The following is a 17974-nucleotide window of genomic DNA, read 5'->3' as shown; positions in this document are numbered from 1 at the left end:
AATCTTAGAGTCAGGCCGAAATGAGAAGCGGTCAGTCTAGCAGGAACAAAAATAGCTACAGGGTTATTGATTCATTGACAACCTCAAGACGCGCACTCTGGGTGATGAGCTGGCAACGGTTCAGTCCATGCTGGAGATGAGCGGTATCCGGGTTCTGCTGGACAATCAGCTCAATATGGCCAGCCTGGCCCCCGGCCTGCAGTCCGCCATCAGCATGATTCTGCTGGAATTGGCCACCAATATCATCAAGCATGCTGAGGCCAGGCAGTGCCAGCTGCTGCTCTTTAGAGAGGGGGAGCAGGTTGTTCTGGATGTTTTGGAATGGGCCAAGACGGCCTTCCCCTCGCTAAAGGTCATTATCGTGACAACCTTTAAGCGGCCGGGCTATTTTGAGCGGGCGGTCAAGGCAGATGTTGATGCTTATGTGCTGAAAGAACGCAGTATTGCAGATTTGATGAAGACCATCCAGACGGTCTTGGCCGGCCGGAAGGAATATTCGCCCGAGCTTATGGAAGTCCTGATGACCGGCAGCAATCCGCTTTCGCAGCAGGAAAAGCTGGTTTTGCAGGCTGCAGCTGCAGGCCTGTCCAACAAAGAAATCGCCGACAAACTCTTTTTGTCCAACGGCACCATCCGCAATTATATGTCTGCCATTCTGACCAAGCTGGATGCCGAAAACCGCACGGAGGCAGTCCGTATTGGCCGGGAGAAGGGCTGGATAGAAGCAGCTGATGGCTTTGACTTTCATTGAGTATATAAAAAAAGGAGGCTGGGACAGAACTAAATTTTTAAAAAATTAGTTCTGTCCCACCGCCTTTTTTATCGGCTTTTAGTCAGTTTTGCGGTTAACAGCGAAATAGAGATAAATCAGGCCGATGATCCCGATGGGCAGAGAAAAGAGCCAAATCATAAAGAAACGGACAATTTTCCAAATCAGTATGACCAATATCGGAATGAGGAAGATGCTGTCCCCCATGACGAGCTTGACGATGCTTTCATAGACAAACATAGCAAAGGGGTAAAAGAGACTAAAGAGCAGAAAAAGGAAGAGAGCTGGATAAGAGGGGCGGGGATTCGAGACCGTCAGATAGACCAGGAGCGCGAAAAAAGCAAAGCTGAAGAGATAATGGCGGATGAGCCAAGAACGGTCTAAACTCTTAAAAATATTGGTAAATTTTTCCATCGTCAGCCTCCAAGGATAGATGATAGCCTTATTATACCACCAAAGAATAAGGAAGTCCAGAACCAAAAGCATTTTCCGCTGCTTCCAGTCCGCAGGCAGAGGAGGCCCTTCCCCCTCTCTTTCCTTTTTTGCTTTTGCAGGGAAGGCTGTTGCGCCAGTATTTTGCTGTTCTTTCGATTTTTTAGTCGCCCGGTCGGCAGCTTTGACCTGCTCTATCAGTTCCTTGGGCTGGAAGGCACAAACTGGATTTAGTTTTATCCTTGTCCTCCAACAGTCCTCCGGTTTTCCGCCGCCGTAAGCTATAGGCCGCTACAGCTGAGACTTCCCAGCAATCGGTTATCCGCTGCCTCCGAGCAGTGCTGTGAGCGATTCCGGCGCTGTTTGTATTGACAGTCAAACAATGAGCTTCTTTGGCTGGTTTCCTGCTTTCTTTTTCATTGATTGTGAAATCGTTAAAAAAATCAGAAAATTTCTCTGCATGGCTTGCATTTTTTTTCAAAAATGTTATTATAGTAGAAAGCTTTTTGAATTTTTAGAAAATTGTAAATTAATGAAAGGGGAAGAATGGAGAAAATCACATTAGAAGCTCCTAAGACAGGCTCGGAACTTGTCTTGGAAACCTTGAAAAATCTGGGTGTGGATACGATTTTCGGCTATCCGGGCGGCGCTGTGCTGCCGCTCTATGATGCTATTTATAATTTTGACGGGATTCGCCATATTCTGGGCCGCCATGAGCAAGGCTGTGTCCATGAGGCAGAAGGCTATGCCAAATCCACTGGAAAAATCGGCGTTGCGGTCGTCACCAGCGGACCGGGAGCCACCAATGCCATCACCGGCATTGCGGATGCCATGAGCGACAGCGTTCCCCTTTTGGTCTTTACAGGCCAGGTGGCCAAGGCCGGCATCGGCAAGGATGCCTTTCAGGAAGCGGATATTGTCGGCATTACGACTCCCATCACCAAATACAACTATCAGGTGCGCGAAACGGCCGAGATTCCGCGGATTATTACGGAGGCCATTCACATTGCGACGACAGGCCGGCCGGGACCGGTCGTTATTGATTTGCCGAAAGACGTGTCGGCTCTGGATACAGACTTTGTCTACGACAGCAAGCTGCACATCCCCAGCTATCAGCCGACCATTATTCCCAATGAGCTGCAGATCAAGAAGATTCTCAAACATCTGTCTAAGGCTAAAAAGCCGGTTCTGCTGTCGGGCGGCGGTATCAGCTACTCAGAGGCGGCGGCTGACTTGGTTGCCTTTGCGGAGCGCTATCAGATTCCTGTGGTGACCAGCTTATTGGGACAGGGGACGATTGCGACGGATCACCCGCTTTTTCTCGGTATGGGCGGTATGCACGGCTCTTACGCGGCCAATATTGCCATGACCGAAGCGGACTTTATGATCAGCATCGGCTGCCGTTTTGATGACCGTCTGACCGGCAATCCCAAGACCTTTGCCAAAAACGCCAAGGTGGCCCACATTGATATTGATCCGGCTGAAATCGGGAAGATTATCAGTGTAGACATTCCCATTGTCGGCGATGCTAAGAAAGCTCTGCAAATGCTGCTCAGGGAAGAAACGGTCCACAACAATACCAGCAAATGGGTAGATAAGGTGACGCAGGATAAAGCCCGCGTGCGTTCCTATGATAAGAAGGAACGCGTGGTGCAGCCTCAGGCTGTCATTGAGCGTGTGGGTGAGCTGACTCGGGGCGAGGCTATCGTCGTGACCGATGTCGGCCAGCATCAGATGTGGACAGCCCAGTACTACCCTTATAAAAATGAACGCCAGCTGGTTACATCCGGCGGTCTGGGGACCATGGGCTTCGGTGTGCCGGCGGCGATTGGGGCTAAGATTGCCAATCCTGATAAGGAAGTCGTTCTCTTTGTCGGCGATGGAGGCTACCAGATGACCAATCAGGAAATGGCCATCCTGAATATCTATCAGGTCCCTATTAAGGTGATTATGCTCAATAACCATTCGCTGGGAATGGTGCGCCAGTGGCAGGAGGCTTTCTATGAAGGCCGGACTTCCGAGTCGGTCTTTGACAGCCTGCCGGACTTTCAGCTCATGGCCCAGGCCTACGGTGTCAAATCCTATAAGTTTGACAATCCGGAAACCATTGCGCAGGATTTGGAAGCCATAAAAGAGGATGTACCGATGTTCATTGAGGTGGATATTTCCCGCAAGGAGCATGTGCTTCCAATGGTGCCGGCCGGCAAGAGCAATCATGAGATGTTGGGGGTGAAGTTCCATGCGTAGAATGTTGACAGCTAAACTTCAAAACCGCTCAGGTGTTCTGAACCGCTTCACCGGTGTCCTTTCCAGACGTCAGGTCAATATCGAAAGTATCTCGGTCGGAACGACAGAAAATCCAGAGGTGTCCCGTATCACCATCATCATTGATGTGGCTTCACTGGCAGAGGTGGAGCAGATTATCAAGCAGCTCAACCGCCAGATTGATGTCATTCGCGTCCGCGATATTACCGACCATCCCCATCTGGAGCGCGAGGTGATTTTGATCAAGGTTTCGGCTCCTGCTGACAAGCGGGCGGAGCTTCTGGCCATTATCCAGCCCTTCCGGGCAACCGTGGTGGATGTCGCGCCCAGCTCCATTACCATCCAGATGACCGGTGACGCAGAAAAGAGCGAAGCTCTGCTGCGGGTTATCCGTCCCTACGGCATCCGCAATATCGCCCGGACCGGAGCAACCGGCTTTACCCGCGATTAGGATGTCCCTTCAGTTTGTTAAAACCGCCTAACAGGCAAGAAAAAAATAGAAAAGAGAGTAACACTATGGCAGTAACAATGGAATACGAAAAAGACGTAAAAGCAGCAGCGCTTGACGGCAAAAAAATCGCGGTCATCGGCTATGGTTCACAAGGCCATGCTCATGCGCAGAACCTGCGCGATACAGGCCACGATGTCATCATCGGTGTTCGTCCCGGCAAGTCATTTGACAAGGCTAAAGAAGACGGCTTTGACACCTATACTGTCGCAGAAGCGGCTAAGCTGGCTGACGTCATCATGATCTTGGCTCCGGATGAAATCCAGCAGGATTTGTACCAAGCAGAAATCGCTCCTAATCTGGAAGCTGGCAATGCTGTCGGCTTTGCTCACGGTTTCAATATCCACTTTGAGTTTATCAAGGTTCCTGCTGATGTGGATGTCTTCATGTGTGCACCGAAGGGACCAGGTCACTTGGTCCGCCGGACCTTCGAAGAAGGCTTTGGTGTGCCGGCTCTTTATGCGGTTTACCAAGATGCTACTGGCAATGCCAAAGACATCGCAATGGACTGGTGTAAAGGCGTTGGTTCAGCCCGTGTGGGACTGCTTGAGACAACTTACAAGGAAGAAACAGAAGAAGATCTCTTTGGTGAGCAGGCGGTTCTCTGCGGCGGTTTGACTGCCCTGATCGAAGCTGGTTTTGAAGTCTTGACCGAGGCAGGCTACGCTCCTGAGCTGGCTTACTTCGAAGTGCTGCACGAAATGAAGCTGATTGTCGACTTGATCTACGAAGGCGGCTTCAAGAAAATGCGCCAATCCATCTCAAATACTGCTGAGTATGGAGACTATGTATCTGGTCCGCGCGTGATTACTGAGCAAGTCAAAGAAAACATGAAGGCGGTCTTGGCGGATATCCAAAACGGCAAGTTTGCCAACGACTTTGTCAATGACTATAAGGCCGGCCGTCCAAAACTGACAGCCTACCGTGAGCAGGCTGCCAATCTTGAAATCGAAAAAGTCGGGGCAGAACTGCGCAAAGCTATGCCATTTGTCGGTAAAAATGATGACGACGCCTTCAAAATTTACAACTAAGAACCGCTATTTATTTCTAAATACAGATTCTCAGCGAAAAATCGTTCCGGGCAACAGTCCCAACCGATACAAAAAAGGGGTAGGAATGGAAATTCCCAGCCCCTTGTTTTGCTTGGAATCAGTAAAAACAAATATCCCAGAAAGGAAAAAACATGCTGAGGGCAAAAGATATTGTTCATGCTCATAAAGTCTTAAAAGACGTTGTTGTCAATACTCCGCTGGACTACGATCATTACCTGTCGGAGAAGTATGGTGCCAAGATTTATCTGAAAAAAGAAAACATGCAGCGGGTTCGTTCCTTTAAGATCCGCGGTGCCTACTATGCTATTTCCCAGCTGAATAAAGAAGAGCGCAGGCGAGGGGTTGTCTGTGCTTCTGCGGGCAACCACGCTCAGGGGGTGGCTTATACCTGCAGGGAAATGGAGATTCCGGCAACCATTTTTATGCCCATTACGACACCGCAGCAGAAAATCAGTCAGGTTCGTTTCTTTGGCGGCGATTTTGCAGAAATCAAGCTGGTAGGCGACACCTTTGATGCTTCAGCCAGAGCGGCCATTGACTACACTAGAGCTGAAAACCGCACCTTCATTGATCCTTTTGATAACGAAGATGTTCAGGCTGGACAGGGGACCGTTGCCTACGAGATTTTGGACGAAGCCGGCCGGGAATCTATTGATTTTGATACAGTTCTCGTGCCGATTGGCGGCGGCGGTCTGATTTCGGGGGTTTCTACTTATATCAAGGATACTCGGCCGGAGATAGAGGTTATCGGTGTAGAAGCCAACGGTGCCCGCAGTATGAAGGCTGCTTTTGAGGCAGGCGGACCGGTCAAGCTGAAGGATATCGACAAGTTTGCTGACGGTATTGCTGTACAGAAGGTAGGAGCTTCTACCTATGAGGTTACGCAGAAAAATGTAGAAAACCTGATTGGGGTTGATGAAGGACTGATTTCAGAGACCATCATGGATCTATACTCTAAGCAGGGGATTATAGCGGAGCCAGCCGGAGCGGCCAGTATTGCAGCTTTGGAAGTGCTGCGCGAGTACATCAGGGGCAAGACCGTCTGCTGCATCATTTCCGGCGGCAACAATGACATCAACCGCATGCCGGAGATGGAGGAGCGGGCTCTGATCTACGATGGGATTAAGCATTATTTTGTTGTCAATTTTCCGCAGCGGCCGGGGGCCCTGCGTGAGTTTGTCAATGATATCTTAGGTCCTAATGATGACATTACCCGTTTTGAATACATCAAGCGGGCCAGCAAGGGGACTGGGCCGGTCCTGATTGGGGTTGCTCTGGCTGACAAACATGACTATGCCGGCTTGATTAACCGCATTGAACAGTTTGATCCTTCCTTTATCAATCTGAATGGAAATGAGACGCTGTACAATATGCTGGTCTAGATGTCAGACTGTCAAAATATTTTAGCCTAATTTGTATGTTTTTATTTGAAACTTGAAATTAAGTGTGCTAGAATATACTATATTGAATCAAGGAGGCTTGAATATGTTTTTTATCCCATTTTTCTTTGTCATACTGCTGGTGATTGCTCTGCTGTTGCTGATTAGTTCAGTATATGTTGTCCGCCAGCAGTCTGTTGCGATTATTGAGCGCTTTGGACGCTACAATAAGACCAGCAGCAGTGGGATTAATTTTCGTCTGCCTTTAGGAATTGACAAAATAGCAGCCCGGGTTCAGCTGCGTTTGCTGCAAAGTGAAATTATCGTTGAGACCAAGACGCAGGACAATGTGTTTGTAACCATGAATGTTGCGACCCAGTACCGTGTCAATGAAAATAACGTGATTGATGCTTACTACAAACTCATGCGGCCCGAAGCTCAAATCAAATCCTATATCGAAGATGCTCTGCGCTCCTCAGTGCCCAAGCTGACTCTGGATGAGCTCTTTGAAAAGAAAGACGAAATTGCCCTGGAAGTGCAAAAGCAGGTGGCAGAAGAAATGTCGACTTACGGTTATATCATTGTCAAAACCCTGATTACCAAGGTTGAGCCTGACGCTGAAGTCAAGCAGTCAATGAACGAAATCAATGCAGCCCAGCGCAAGCGCGTGGCTGCTCAGGAATTGGCAGAAGCAGACAAGATTAAAATTGTCACAGCAGCTTCTGCGGAAGCTGAAAAGGACCGTCTCCACGGGGTCGGTATCGCAGAGCAGCGGAAAGCAATTGTTGACGGATTGGCAGATTCCATCAAGGAATTGAAAGGGGCCAATATTGAACTGTCAGAAGAACAGATTATGTCCATTCTTTTGACCAATCAATATTTGGATACTTTAAACAATTTTGCGGACAATCCTAACAGCAATACCCTCTTCCTTCCTGCTAATCCAGAAGGGGTCGAAAGCATCAGAACGCAGATACTTTCAGCCCTCAAAGCAAAATAAAGAATATTCAGAATTATTTAATTTGTTTGAATCTAGTTTATTTAAGTTGACAAACTGTATAAAAACAATTATAGTTGTTAATGTAACTAGAATAGAGAGGAGTAAGAAATGGCGAAATCAAATTTTGATAAAGTAGAATCAGTTGTTAGTTGGGTTCGTGATAAGAAAATCACTGGCTACCGTATTAGTAAAGAAACAAACGCACGTGAGATGTCTATTATTGCTCTTGCTCAAGGACGTGCAAAAGTAAAGAACATCTCTTTTGAAACAGCCCTTGGCTTGATTGATTTCTACGACAAAAACCATGAAAAGTTCGAAGACTAATCTTCAAGCAGGCCTAGCCTGATGCTCATTAAATAAAAAAACAAGGCGATGATTGCTCATCGTCTTATTTTTTTGTTTTATCGTCATTTCGTTTATCTTTTATTCCGTCGTCCCACCGCCTTTCAGGTCAGCAGCTAGAAACGAGGATTTGCGGGCAGCATCGACGACTCCGTCTGACTGATTTTTTGTACGGTATCTTCTAAAAGCTGCCTCCCTCTGCGGGTGAGGACGCAGCCATCATGGGAGTCTGTCCCGCTCTCAAGCGAACAAAGTGAGAAAAGACAAGCTGAACGGCTGTATTATTTCAGGAAACGCTGCAGGAACTCCTTGGTCCGTTCTTCTTTAGGATTGCTGAAGATTTCCTGAGGGCTGCCGGCTTCGGCGATGACCCCCTTGTCCATAAAGATGACCCGGCTGGAGACATCGCGGGCAAATTCCATCTCGTGGGTGACGACAATCATGGTCAGCCCTTCCTGAGCCAGATCTTTCATAATCTTCAGGACCTCTCCGACCATTTCAGGGTCCAGAGCAGAAGTCGGCTCATCAAAGAGAATAGCATCGGGGTTCATGGAAAGGGCCCGGGCGATAGCGACCCGCTGTTTCTGTCCTCCTGAGAGCTGCTTGGGCTTGGCCTGCCAGAAGGGCTCCCCCATACCAACCTTGTCGAGGTTCTCCTTGGCGATTTTTTCTGCTTCAGAGCGTTCTCTTTTGAGAACGGTCGTTTGGGCCACGATAGTATTTTCCAGAACGTTGAGATTTTCAAAGAGATTGAAGGACTGGAACACCATGCCCAGCTTTTCCCGATAGTGGGTCAGGTCGTAATTCTGGTCCAGAACATTCTTGCCGCGGTAGAAGATTTCTCCATCCGTCGGTGTCTCCAAGAGATTAATCGAGCGCAGGAAGGTGGATTTTCCGCTTCCGGAGCTGCCGATAATGGAAATGACCTCCCCTTTGTGAACGGTCAGGGAAATATCCTTTAAGACCTCGTTTTCACCGTAGGATTTTTTCAGGTGTTTGATTTCTAAGATGGTTTCTGTCATGATTTCAGTTCTCCTGTCTGCATTTGATTGGCACCAGTTGTGTAATTGTCTGTATCAAAGCGATGTTCAGCATAGCGCAGGATACGCGTGACTGTAAAGGTCAGGACAAAGTAAATGACGGCGATGATTGTAAAGGTCTGGAAATATTGGTAGGTCTGGGTAGCAATGGTATTTCCGGAGAAATAGAGCTCTACCACGGAGATAACATTGAGGACAGAAGTATCCTTGATGTTGATGACAAATTCGTTGCCGGTTGCCGGCAGGATATTGCGGATAACCTGCGGCAGGACAATCTTGCGCATAGTCTGGCCGTGGGTCATGCCCAGTGCTGTTGCAGCCTCAAACTGCCCCTTGTCAACAGCAAAGATACCGCCGCGGACAATCTCGCTCATATAAGCACCGGTATTGATAGACACGATGAAAATAGCAGCGATAGTCCGGTCGATGGAAATGCCGAAAGCCTGAGCTGTTCCGTAGTAGATGACCATGGACTGAACAATCATGGGGGTTCCGCGGAAAATTTCGATATAGACATTTAAGAACCAGCCGAAGAGCTTTTGCAGCAGGGCGAGGAGTTTATTCTTAGAAGCCGGTGCGGTCCGGTAAACGCCGATGAGGAGTCCGATGGCGAGACCTGCGATGGTACCGGTGATGGAAATGAGCAGGGTCAGACCAGCTCCGCGCAGGAACTGCGGCCAGTTTTCCTTGAGGATCTTGGCGACCTGACTGAAGAAAGATTCCTCTGAGTCTGCAGTATTCGTATCTACGGGCTGTTTTGCAATCATGTCATCCATGAGGCTGACCTGCTCTTCCGCTGAAATGCCAGCAATGGCAGCATTCACCTGCTCTATACGGCTGTCGTTCTTGCGCATACCGATGGCGATTGAAGCGTCTTCCTGACCGACTGCAAAGCCCTGTTCAAACTGAATCATCTTGAATTTGGAGTTGGCTGCTTGAGCGGTCAAGGCTTCCGGCCGTTCAGAGATATAGCCGTCGATGACGCCGGATTCTAAGGCTTGGCGCATCTGGGCAAAGTCTCCCATGGCGGTTTCTTTCTTAGCGCCGGGCAGCTGCTCAATCAGATTGTAGAGATAGACGCCCTGCTGAGAGGTGATCTTGGCGTTCCTGAAATCTTCCAAGGTCTCAGCATTCGCATATTTGCCGTCTTTGCGGACCAGAACAACCGGCTCGCTGGTGTAGTAGCTGTCAGAAAAGGCAATTTCTTTCTTGCGCTCAGCCGTCGGGCTCATCCCGGCGATAATCATGTCAATCTTGCCGGAGGTCAGGGCTGGAATCAAGCCGTTCCAGGAAGTTTTGACAACGAGCGGTTTCTTGCCCAGTTTCTCGGCAATTTTCTTGGCAATCTGCACATCGTAACCGTTGGCATATTGATTGCTTCCGTCGATTTTAACGGCGCCGTTGGCATCATTATCCTGAGTCCAGTTAAATGGGGCGTAGGCAGCTTCCATTCCGATACGGAGGTAGTCGTCTGCCTGAATGGTTGTTACAGTTCCTAAGGCGATGAGGAGGCCTGTAAACAGTGTGATAAAAATTTTTTTCATGGATTTCTCCTGCTTATCTAATGAGAGTTCCCTCTATTCTACCGAAAAATGCTGCACTTTTCAATCTTGGTAAACCCTTACTTGATAAAAATGATATAATAGAGCAAAGTGTATGGAAAGGATGTGTTTCGATGAAAAAATATTTGTACGGATTGGTCTTCTTTTTGACTTTCTTCTTCGCTGGCAGGGTATCCGCTGTAGATTATGATATTACGGCTTATCAGGGGGATTTGGAGCTGCATGCGGACAATACGGCTACTTATACAGAGAGGGTAAGCTATCATTTCAATGATAGTTACAATGGACAGATTGTCTCGCTGGGTTCGGCCGGCAAGATGCCTGCTGGCTTTGCTATTGATGCGCAGCCTCTGGTGAGCGCGGAGACCAATGGGCAGCCTGACGGAGATATCCGGCCGGAGATCAAAGATCTGGGTGACGGTTATGAGGTCAAGATTTACAATGCAGGCAGCGATGGCGACAGCGTCGTCGTCACAGTGACTTGGCAGCTGAACAATCTGCTGTTTCTGCATAAGGATATTGCTGAGCTGAATTGGACACCGATCAGTGACTGGGATCAGGGGATGAGGGAAGTGACCCTGACCGTTTCCGGTCTGCCGTCGGGCCTTAATCAGACCGACCTCTTTGTCCATACCGGCTATTTCAGCCGGCCGGCTCTGATTGAGAAAAAGCAAGGAGACTATGAGGTCAAGCTGAGCGGTTTGGGCTCAGGGGACAATGTGGAACTCCATGGCTACTGGGACCGTCAGGCCTTCTCTCAGGTGCCTCTAGCTGAAGGCAGCAGTAATTATCTGGATACCTTTAAGCAGACGGAGGCCAAGATTGCCCGTGATACGGTCTTCTATCGTCAGCTGGGCGAAATCTATCTCCCTTTGCTGGGCCTGCTGTTGCTGCTGGCTGCTGGCTCGGTTTATCTGTTTTTTGCCCATCAAATCAAACCCAAACAATCTTTTCCTAAGAATGCCCGCCTGTATGAAGCGCCTCAGGACCTGGCGCCTCTGGTTCTGGCGGCCAATGTCTATTCGGTGGATATGCAGGAGGTCAATCCAACTTCCGGAAGCGTCGGGGCTGCGCTCAGTTTTGAAAACATGGTGCAGGCTAGTCTGCTGGATTTGCTGGACCGGGGCAATCTGCAGCTCGCAGGTGATGCTGACAATCCAGTCCTGCAGATTGCTTCCCGTGAGAACCTGGCTGAATTTGAGCAGGAATTTCTGAAAATGGCCTTCGGCAGCAAGGAGCAGTCCGGTGTCAAGGAGCTGTTTGCAGAGTATCAGATTTCCGAAGACCTGTATAAGCATAAGTCTTCAGCAGATGAAGACAGGGTTCGGCAGATTGGCAATCGGATCAAATCAATTTTTGGCAGCAGCCTGAGCAGCCTGTCTAAGAAAGTACGCTCTGAAATCAAGCGTCTGAAGCTCTTCAATCACTACCGCCCGCTGAGCAAATCAGAAAAAAGGAGGCTGGGGACCGCCCTTGCCCTTAGCTGCATTTCTTTGCTTCTCTCGGTTGTTTCTTTCTTCTTCCTGCTGTCTAAGGGCGGATTTGTTTGGTACTATATTCCGCTGGCTCTGCTGGCCCTGCTGCTGGGACTGTTTCTGCTCGCCAAGTTTAGCCGTTATTATCGGGACGGTATTCTGAATGAGAAGGGGGCCTATGACTACCATCTTTGGACCAGCTTTTCCAATATGCTGCGGGATATTGCCCATCTGGACAAGACGGAGATTGAGGGAATTATTCTCTGGAACCGCCTGCTGGTCTATGCAACGCTGTTCGGCTATGCCGACCGTGTCAGCAAGGTCATGAGGCTGCGCCAGATCCGCCTGCAAAACCCGTCAATGGACAGTTATGTGCAGGCCAATCTCTATACTCTCTTTTACAGCACTTCTCACAGCTTCTCCAATTATGGGCATGTGGCCTCGACAGCCAGCAACTTCTCTGTTTCATCCAGCGGCAGTTCTGGCGGCGGCTTTTCCGGCGGCGGCGGCGGTGGCGGCGGGGGTGCTTTCTAACTCCCGGCTTGCCTTTTGCCCAAACTGACCAAAATCCAGAAAATGACGGCGGCTTTGCCAGACGGAGGACGCGCTTGCTGTCAATCGAGGCAATGTTTTGCAGGCCTTCCGAATCAATCTTCAGACAGCCTGAAAAGCGCATGACGGCCAAAGTCTTTTAGTGGGTAAAGTTATGCAGAAATACAGTTTTTAAGCCTTTTTCGGCTGAAAATGTGATATAATAAATGTTAAAGCTGTTGCAGGAGTAATCTAATGTTTATTATTGAAATTTTAAAATCGATTATTTACGGAATGGTCGAGGGCATTACGGAATGGCTGCCCATTTCCAGTACCGGCCACCTGATTCTCATTCAGGATTTTATCAAGTACAAGGATGAAAATCCGGCCTTCATGGAAATGTTCAATGTCGTCATCCAGCTGGGTGCCATTCTAGCGGTTGTGGTTATTTACTTTGATAAGCTCAATCCTTTTAAAGCCAGCAAGTCCGCACGGGAAGTCCGCAGGACCTGGCAGCTATGGGCCAAAGTTGTTGTGGCAGCTTTTCCGGCAGCCTTTATCGGTCTCTTCTTGGATGACTGGTTTGAGGCTCATTTCTACAATCTGGTTTCTGTGTCGCTGATGCTGATTATTTACGGTGCGGCGTTCATCTATCTGGAGAAGCGCCAGCATGAGGAGCCGGCTGTTACAGAATTGGCCAAACTGCCTTATAAAACCGCTCTTTACATCGGCTTCTTTCAGGTGCTGTCCCTCTTTCCGGGGACCAGCCGTTCTGGTGCGACCATTGTCGGCGGTCTGCTCAATGGTGTCAGCCGCTCGGTTGTGACAGAGTTCACCTTCTATCTGGGCATTCCCATCATGTTCGGTGCCAGCGGCGTAAAGATTCTCAAGTTCATACTGAAGGGCAATACGCTGGGCTTGGGCCAGCTGTTTCTGCTGCTGGTGGCTATGGGCGTTGCTTTCGGGGTCAGCCTGTATGTCATCCGCTTCCTGACAGACTATGTCAAAAAGCACGACTTTACTATTTTCGGTCAGTATCGGATTGGCTTAGGGGCTCTGCTCTTAGTGTATGCAGCCATTAAGGCTCTCTTTGCCTGATAAGAGGTTGGGAAATCCCAGCCTCTTTTTTTGCCTCAGTCTGGTCATCGTCGATTTTCAAAGAGGATGAAATGTTCCGAAAGTTGGAAACCCTGTCTTTGACGCAAGCAATCTTTTGAAATAAAGGGGAAAGTTTAGTATAATGGAAAGACTAGAAGAGTATGAGGTAGAGATATGGAAATGAAACAGATCAGTGAATCAACCATTAAGATTACGATTCAGCTGGAGGACTTGGAAGAGCGCGGTATGGAAATGGCGGATTTTTTGGTTCCGCAGGAAAAGACCGAGGAATTCTTTTATACGATTTTAGATGAACTGGAGATGCCGGAAAACTTTCTGGACAGCGGTATGCTCAGCTTTCGGGTGACTCCCAAGCCTGACAAAGTAGACGTATTTGTCACCAAGTCCAAACTGGATAAAAACCTGAGTTTTGAGGATTTGGCGGACCTGCCGGACATGGAGGAGCTGTCACATATGTCTCCGGATGAATTTTTAAAGACCTTGGAAAAAAGCATCTTTGAAAAGAGCAAGGAGGACATAGAGGCCGTCCAGTCTCTGGAAACTGCGGAAGCAGCAGAGGAAAATCAGCTTTCCGAGGAGCCGGCGGACGGCCGGTCTGACAGCGGAGAGCGGTATATCTACTACATTCTGCGCTTTGCGGATGTGAGGGAGGCCGTTGCCTTTGCCAAAACAGTCGATTATAAGACCGATCTGTCGGAGTTATACAAGTATGATTCGGCTTATTACCTGACTATTTTGGTTGATGTAGAAGGTTTTCCAGAGCTTTATCCGGCTTGGCTTTTAGCAAAAATGCGTGAATTTGCAGAGGATTCAGATATTACGCGGGCAGTTTTGCAGGAGCACGGCCATCTTTTATTGGTGACGGATGCCATTCCAAATCTGCAAAAGGTTGAATGCTTATGATTGCTTTTCCTTTGAAATTTATTCTGGTTTTACTGGGGACCTTTTTTATCGGAGTCTTTCTGACTCCGCTGGTACGGCTCTTAGCTTTTAAAATCGGTGCTGTTGACTATCCCAATGCCAGGCGGATTAATAAAAAACCCATGCCCAGCAGCGGCGGTTTGGCTATTGTCACGGCTTTTTCTGTCTCTGTTCTGTTTTTAATGCCTCCGATTATCCATCTTGAGTTTTTGGGGCAGACTTATGTAGATTATGTCTGGCCGGTCGTGCTGGGCGGCGCTATTATCGCCCTGACCGGTTTGATTGATGACATAAAAGAGCTGTCTCCGGTCCTGAAAATGAGCGGGATTGTTCTGGCTGCCAGTCTCATCTGGTGGCTGACAGATTTCCGCTTGGATGATTTTAAGATTCCCTTCGGCGGCCCCATGCTTCACTTTGAGCCTTGGCTGTCCTATATTCTGACAGTTGTCTGGATTATTTCCATTACCAATGCTGTCAATCTGATCGACGGTCTGGACGGCTTGGTCAGCGGGGTTTCGATCATTTCGCTGGTAACCATGGGGATTGTTTCTTACTTTTTCCTGCCTCAGCATAATCTCTTTCTGACTTTGACGATTTTTGTTCTGGTCATGTCCATTGCCGGTTTCTTTCCCTACAATTACCATCCGGCCATTATTTACTTGGGGGATACAGGGGCGCTTTTTATCGGTTTCATGATTGCGGTCCTGTCTCTGCAGGGGCTGAAAAATGCCACCGCTGTTGCAGTCGTGACGCCTATGATTATTCTGGGCGTTCCTATTACCGATACGTTTCTGGCTATTATCCGCCGGACTCTGTCCGGTCAGAAATTCTACACTCCGGATAAGCACCATCTGCATCACAGGCTGCTGTCGCTGGGACTGACCCATCGGGGGACGGTGCTGGTCATCTACGGTATATCTCTGGTCTTTGCCATGATTTCCCTCCTGCTCAATGTTTCCAGCCGGATTGGGGGCGTGCTGCTGATAATCGGCCTGTTGCTGGGGGTGGAGCTCTTTGCTGAGCTGGTCGGGGTTTTAGGCCCCAATCGGACGCCTCTGCTCAATATTCTCCGCTTTATCGGCAATTCTTCCTATCGGGAAGAGATTCGCCGCAAGTGGCAGAACAAACAGGATAAATAAGAATTATTCTAAACAAAATCAAAGCCTTTTAGGCTTTTTTTTGGTATACTAAAGAGAGTATAGCAGCCGCTTGGACTGCCCTGCAGAGCCTCTGCTGGTTGTCGATAAGGCAAGCCAAGTTTGATGTCAGAGCAGCGGTCTGTAAGACTTGATGGTTCAGCGAATGAGCAGCCGCTCAGCAGTGCTTCTTGGCGCTCAAGCACCTAATGAACTGTGCAAGGGGAAGAAGACGGCAGGATGGCCATCTGCAGAGTGCTGCAGCGAAGGGGCGGACGAGAGCGATACCAAGGGCTGAAAGGCAAAAAAGAAAGGAACAGAGCAATGTCTGTATTAGAAGTCAAGGATCTTCATGTAGAAATTGAAGGCAAGAAAATTCTTAAGGGAGTCAATATGACCCTGAGAACCGGAGAAGTAGCTGCCATTATGGGGCCCAACGGAACGGGGAAATCCACTCTGTCGGCTGCCATTATGGGCAACCCCAACTATGAGGTGACGCAGGGGGAGGTCCTTTTTGACGGTGTCAATATCCTGGAGCTGGAAGTGGACGAACGGGCCCGTATGGGGCTTTTCCTGGCTATGCAGTACCCCAGTGAAATCCCTGGCATTACCAATGCAGAGTTTCTGCGGGCAGCCATGAATGCCGGCAAGGAAGAAGAGGAGAAGATTTCTGTCCGTGATTTTATCATGAAACTGGATGAGAAAATGGCCCTGCTCAATATGAAAGAAGAAATGGCCGAGCGCTACCTCAACGAAGGCTTCTCCGGCGGTGAAAAGAAACGCAATGAAATCCTGCAGCTGCTCATGCTGGAGCCGACCTTTGCGCTCTTGGATGAAATCGACTCCGGTCTGGACATCGATGCCCTGAAAGTCGTTTCCAAAGGGGTCAATGCCATGCGCGGTGAAGGCTTCGGCGCTATGATTATCACACACTATCAGCGGCTGCTCAACTACATCACACCGGATGTGGTCCATATCATGATGGACGGCAGGGTGGTCCTTTCCGGCGGACCGGAACTGGCAGTTCGCTTGGAAAAAGAAGGCTATGCTCAGCTGGCCGAAGAACTGGGCTTTAACTACCAAGAAGAAGCTTAGTCAGCATTCTTTTGACTTGATAAAAGATAGGAGAATGACATGACCAAAGAAACGATTCAAGAATTTTCACAGCTCCATGCCGAGCCTGACTGGCTGTTCAGCCTGCGGCAGCAAGCTTTTGACAAGATGGATGAGCTGGAATTGCCCCATATTGAGCGGGTTAAGTTCCACCGCTGGAATCTAGGCGACGGCACCATTTCTGACAGCGAGCCGCTGGCCAGCGTTCCGGATTTTACAGCTCTGGACAATCATTTAAAACTTGTTCAGGTCGGCACTCAGACTGTTCTGGAACAGCTGCCGGCAGATCTGGCTGAGCAGGGGGTTGTCTTTACGGACTTCCACTCAGCTCTGGAAGAAATTCCGGAATTGCTCGAAAAGCATTTTATGTCCTCCGTCCGTTTTGATGAGGACAGGCTGGCAGCCTACCATACGGCTTATTTCAACAGCGGGGCGGTTCTGTATATCCCTGACAATGTTGAAATTGACCAGCCTATAGAAGGGATTTTTTACCAGGACAGTGACAGCGCTGTTCCTTTTAACAAGCACATTCTGATCATTGCCGGCCGGCACAGCAAACTCAGCTATCTGGAACGCCTGGAGACTTACGGTCAAGGCACTGTACCTGCGACGGCCAATATCACGGTGGAAGTCATTGCTCAGGCCGGTGCGCAGATTAAGTTTTCTGCCATTGACCGCTTGGGTGAAAACGTTACTGCTTATATCAGCCGCAGGGGCAAGCTGGACCATGATGCCATGATTGACTGGGCTATCGGGGTTATGAATGAAGGCAATGTGGTAGCTGACTTTGACAGCGACCTCTATGGTAAGGGCAGCCATGCAGATATGAAAGTCGTGGCCCTATCGAGCGGCAAGCAGGTGCAGGGGATTGATACGCGAGTGACCAACTACGGCTGCAATTCCATCGGCAATATTCTGCAGCACGGAGTGATTCTGGAGAGGGGAACCCTGACCTTCAATGGTATCGGCCATATTATCAAGGGAGCCAAAGGAGCGGATGCCCAGCAGGAAAGCCGGGTGCTGATGCTGTCTGATCAGGCCCGCTCAGATGCCAATCCGATTCTTCTGATTGATGAAAATGATGTGACAGCCGGACATGCGGCCTCAATCGGGCAGGTGGATCCCGAAGATATGTATTACCTCATGAGCAGGGGGCTGGACAAGGCCACGGCCGAGCGCTTGGTGGTCCGTGGCTTCTTAGGCTCTGTCATTGTGGAAATTCCGGTCAAGGAAGTTCGTGATGAGATGATTGAGAATATTGATATTATTCTCGCTAAGAAATAAAAACCAGGCAGGGGCTGCGGCTGCTTTAAGAAGCACTGCGGAGGCC

Annotated in this window: 16 protein-coding genes; 13 read left to right on the top strand and 3 right to left on the bottom strand. The window is 49.1% G+C overall.

The window, feature by feature from the left end:
• Positions 1 to 136 precede the first annotated feature (136 nt).
• On the top strand, positions 137 to 751 hold the full coding sequence (locus DHL47_RS08305; protein WP_420853838.1) for a LuxR C-terminal-related transcriptional regulator: 615 nt from the start codon (positions 137 to 139) through the stop codon (positions 749 to 751).
• A 78-nt stretch (positions 752 to 829) separates the two neighbouring features.
• Here the strand turns inward: DHL47_RS08305 and DHL47_RS08300 are convergent, their stop codons facing one another.
• A complete protein-coding gene (locus DHL47_RS08300) occupies positions 830 to 1183 on the bottom strand; it encodes a hypothetical protein (RefSeq protein ID WP_209551542.1) in 354 nt (117 codons plus the stop codon).
• A 564-nt stretch (positions 1184 to 1747) separates the two neighbouring features.
• Between DHL47_RS08300 and DHL47_RS08295 the strand changes: the two genes are divergently transcribed.
• The 6 genes from DHL47_RS08295 (at position 1748) to DHL47_RS08270 (ending at position 7729) form a co-directional block, all read left to right on the top strand.
• Positions 1748 to 3448 carry an acetolactate synthase large subunit gene (locus DHL47_RS08295; protein ID WP_128836452.1) on the top strand — a complete coding sequence of 567 codons (1701 nt, stop codon included), beginning with the start codon at positions 1748 to 1750 and terminating at the stop codon, positions 3446 to 3448.
• Positions 3441 to 3917: an acetolactate synthase small subunit gene (ilvN, locus tag DHL47_RS08290; RefSeq protein ID WP_128836449.1), complete on the top strand. Its 477-nt coding sequence runs from the start codon at positions 3441 to 3443 to the stop codon at positions 3915 to 3917. The genes DHL47_RS08295 and ilvN overlap by 8 nt, the downstream gene beginning before the upstream one ends.
• Before the next feature lie 65 nt (positions 3918 to 3982).
• Positions 3983 to 5005 (top strand): ketol-acid reductoisomerase, encoded by a 1023-nt coding sequence (gene ilvC / locus DHL47_RS08285; RefSeq protein ID WP_128836447.1) that lies wholly within the window; start codon positions 3983 to 3985, stop codon positions 5003 to 5005.
• Positions 5006 to 5157: 152 nt separating this feature from the next.
• Positions 5158 to 6408, top strand: coding sequence for a threonine ammonia-lyase IlvA (ilvA, locus tag DHL47_RS08280; protein WP_209551541.1), 1251 nt, complete (start codon positions 5158 to 5160; stop codon positions 6406 to 6408).
• 103 nt (positions 6409 to 6511) lie between these two features.
• On the top strand, positions 6512 to 7405 hold the full coding sequence (locus tag DHL47_RS08275; RefSeq protein ID WP_164828406.1) for an SPFH domain-containing protein: 894 nt from the start codon (positions 6512 to 6514) through the stop codon (positions 7403 to 7405).
• A 108-nt stretch (positions 7406 to 7513) separates the two neighbouring features.
• Positions 7514 to 7729, top strand: coding sequence for a capsule biosynthesis transcriptional regulator (locus DHL47_RS08270; protein WP_128836441.1), 216 nt, complete (start codon positions 7514 to 7516; stop codon positions 7727 to 7729).
• Positions 7730 to 8028: 299 nt separating this feature from the next.
• On the opposite strand, the gene DHL47_RS08265 is transcribed toward DHL47_RS08270, so the two are convergent.
• Together DHL47_RS08265 and DHL47_RS08260 are read right to left on the bottom strand one after the other, a co-directional pair.
• A complete protein-coding gene (locus tag DHL47_RS08265) occupies positions 8029 to 8769 on the bottom strand; it encodes an amino acid ABC transporter ATP-binding protein (RefSeq protein ID WP_209551540.1) in 741 nt (246 codons plus the stop codon).
• Positions 8766 to 10331: an ABC transporter substrate-binding protein/permease gene (locus DHL47_RS08260; protein WP_209551539.1), complete on the bottom strand. Its 1566-nt coding sequence runs from the start codon at positions 10329 to 10331 to the stop codon at positions 8766 to 8768. Before DHL47_RS08260 ends, DHL47_RS08265 begins: the two co-directional genes overlap by 4 nt.
• 131 nt (positions 10332 to 10462) lie before the next feature.
• Between DHL47_RS08260 and DHL47_RS08255 the strand changes: the two genes are divergently transcribed.
• From DHL47_RS08255 to sufD, 6 genes are all read left to right on the top strand, one after another.
• A complete protein-coding gene (locus tag DHL47_RS08255) occupies positions 10463 to 12358 on the top strand; it encodes a DUF2207 domain-containing protein (protein ID WP_209551538.1) in 1896 nt (631 codons plus the stop codon).
• Positions 12359 to 12610: 252 nt separating this feature from the next.
• Entirely contained in the window at positions 12611 to 13453 is an 843-nt protein-coding gene (locus DHL47_RS08250; RefSeq protein WP_128836432.1) for an undecaprenyl-diphosphate phosphatase, read from the top strand.
• A 174-nt stretch (positions 13454 to 13627) separates the two neighbouring features.
• Positions 13628 to 14377 (top strand): adaptor protein MecA, encoded by a 750-nt coding sequence (gene mecA / locus DHL47_RS08245; RefSeq protein ID WP_209551537.1) that lies wholly within the window; start codon positions 13628 to 13630, stop codon positions 14375 to 14377.
• Positions 14368 to 15534 (top strand): glycosyltransferase family 4 protein, encoded by a 1167-nt coding sequence (locus DHL47_RS08240; RefSeq protein ID WP_209551536.1) that lies wholly within the window; start codon positions 14368 to 14370, stop codon positions 15532 to 15534. The genes mecA and DHL47_RS08240 overlap by 10 nt, the downstream gene beginning before the upstream one ends.
• Before the next feature lie 321 nt (positions 15535 to 15855).
• On the top strand, positions 15856 to 16626 hold the full coding sequence (gene sufC / locus DHL47_RS08235; RefSeq protein ID WP_128836425.1) for a Fe-S cluster assembly ATPase SufC: 771 nt from the start codon (positions 15856 to 15858) through the stop codon (positions 16624 to 16626).
• 39 nt (positions 16627 to 16665) lie between these two features.
• Positions 16666 to 17928: a Fe-S cluster assembly protein SufD gene (gene sufD / locus DHL47_RS08230; RefSeq protein WP_128836423.1), complete on the top strand. Its 1263-nt coding sequence runs from the start codon at positions 16666 to 16668 to the stop codon at positions 17926 to 17928.
• The last annotated feature ends 46 nt before the right edge of the window (positions 17929 to 17974 follow it).

Source organism: Streptococcus panodentis (genome assembly GCF_017884005.1).
GTDB lineage: Bacteria > Bacillota > Bacilli > Lactobacillales > Streptococcaceae > Streptococcus > Streptococcus panodentis.
Note: the sequence above shows the minus strand (reverse complement) of the source record. Positions and strands in the feature narration are given on the sequence as shown.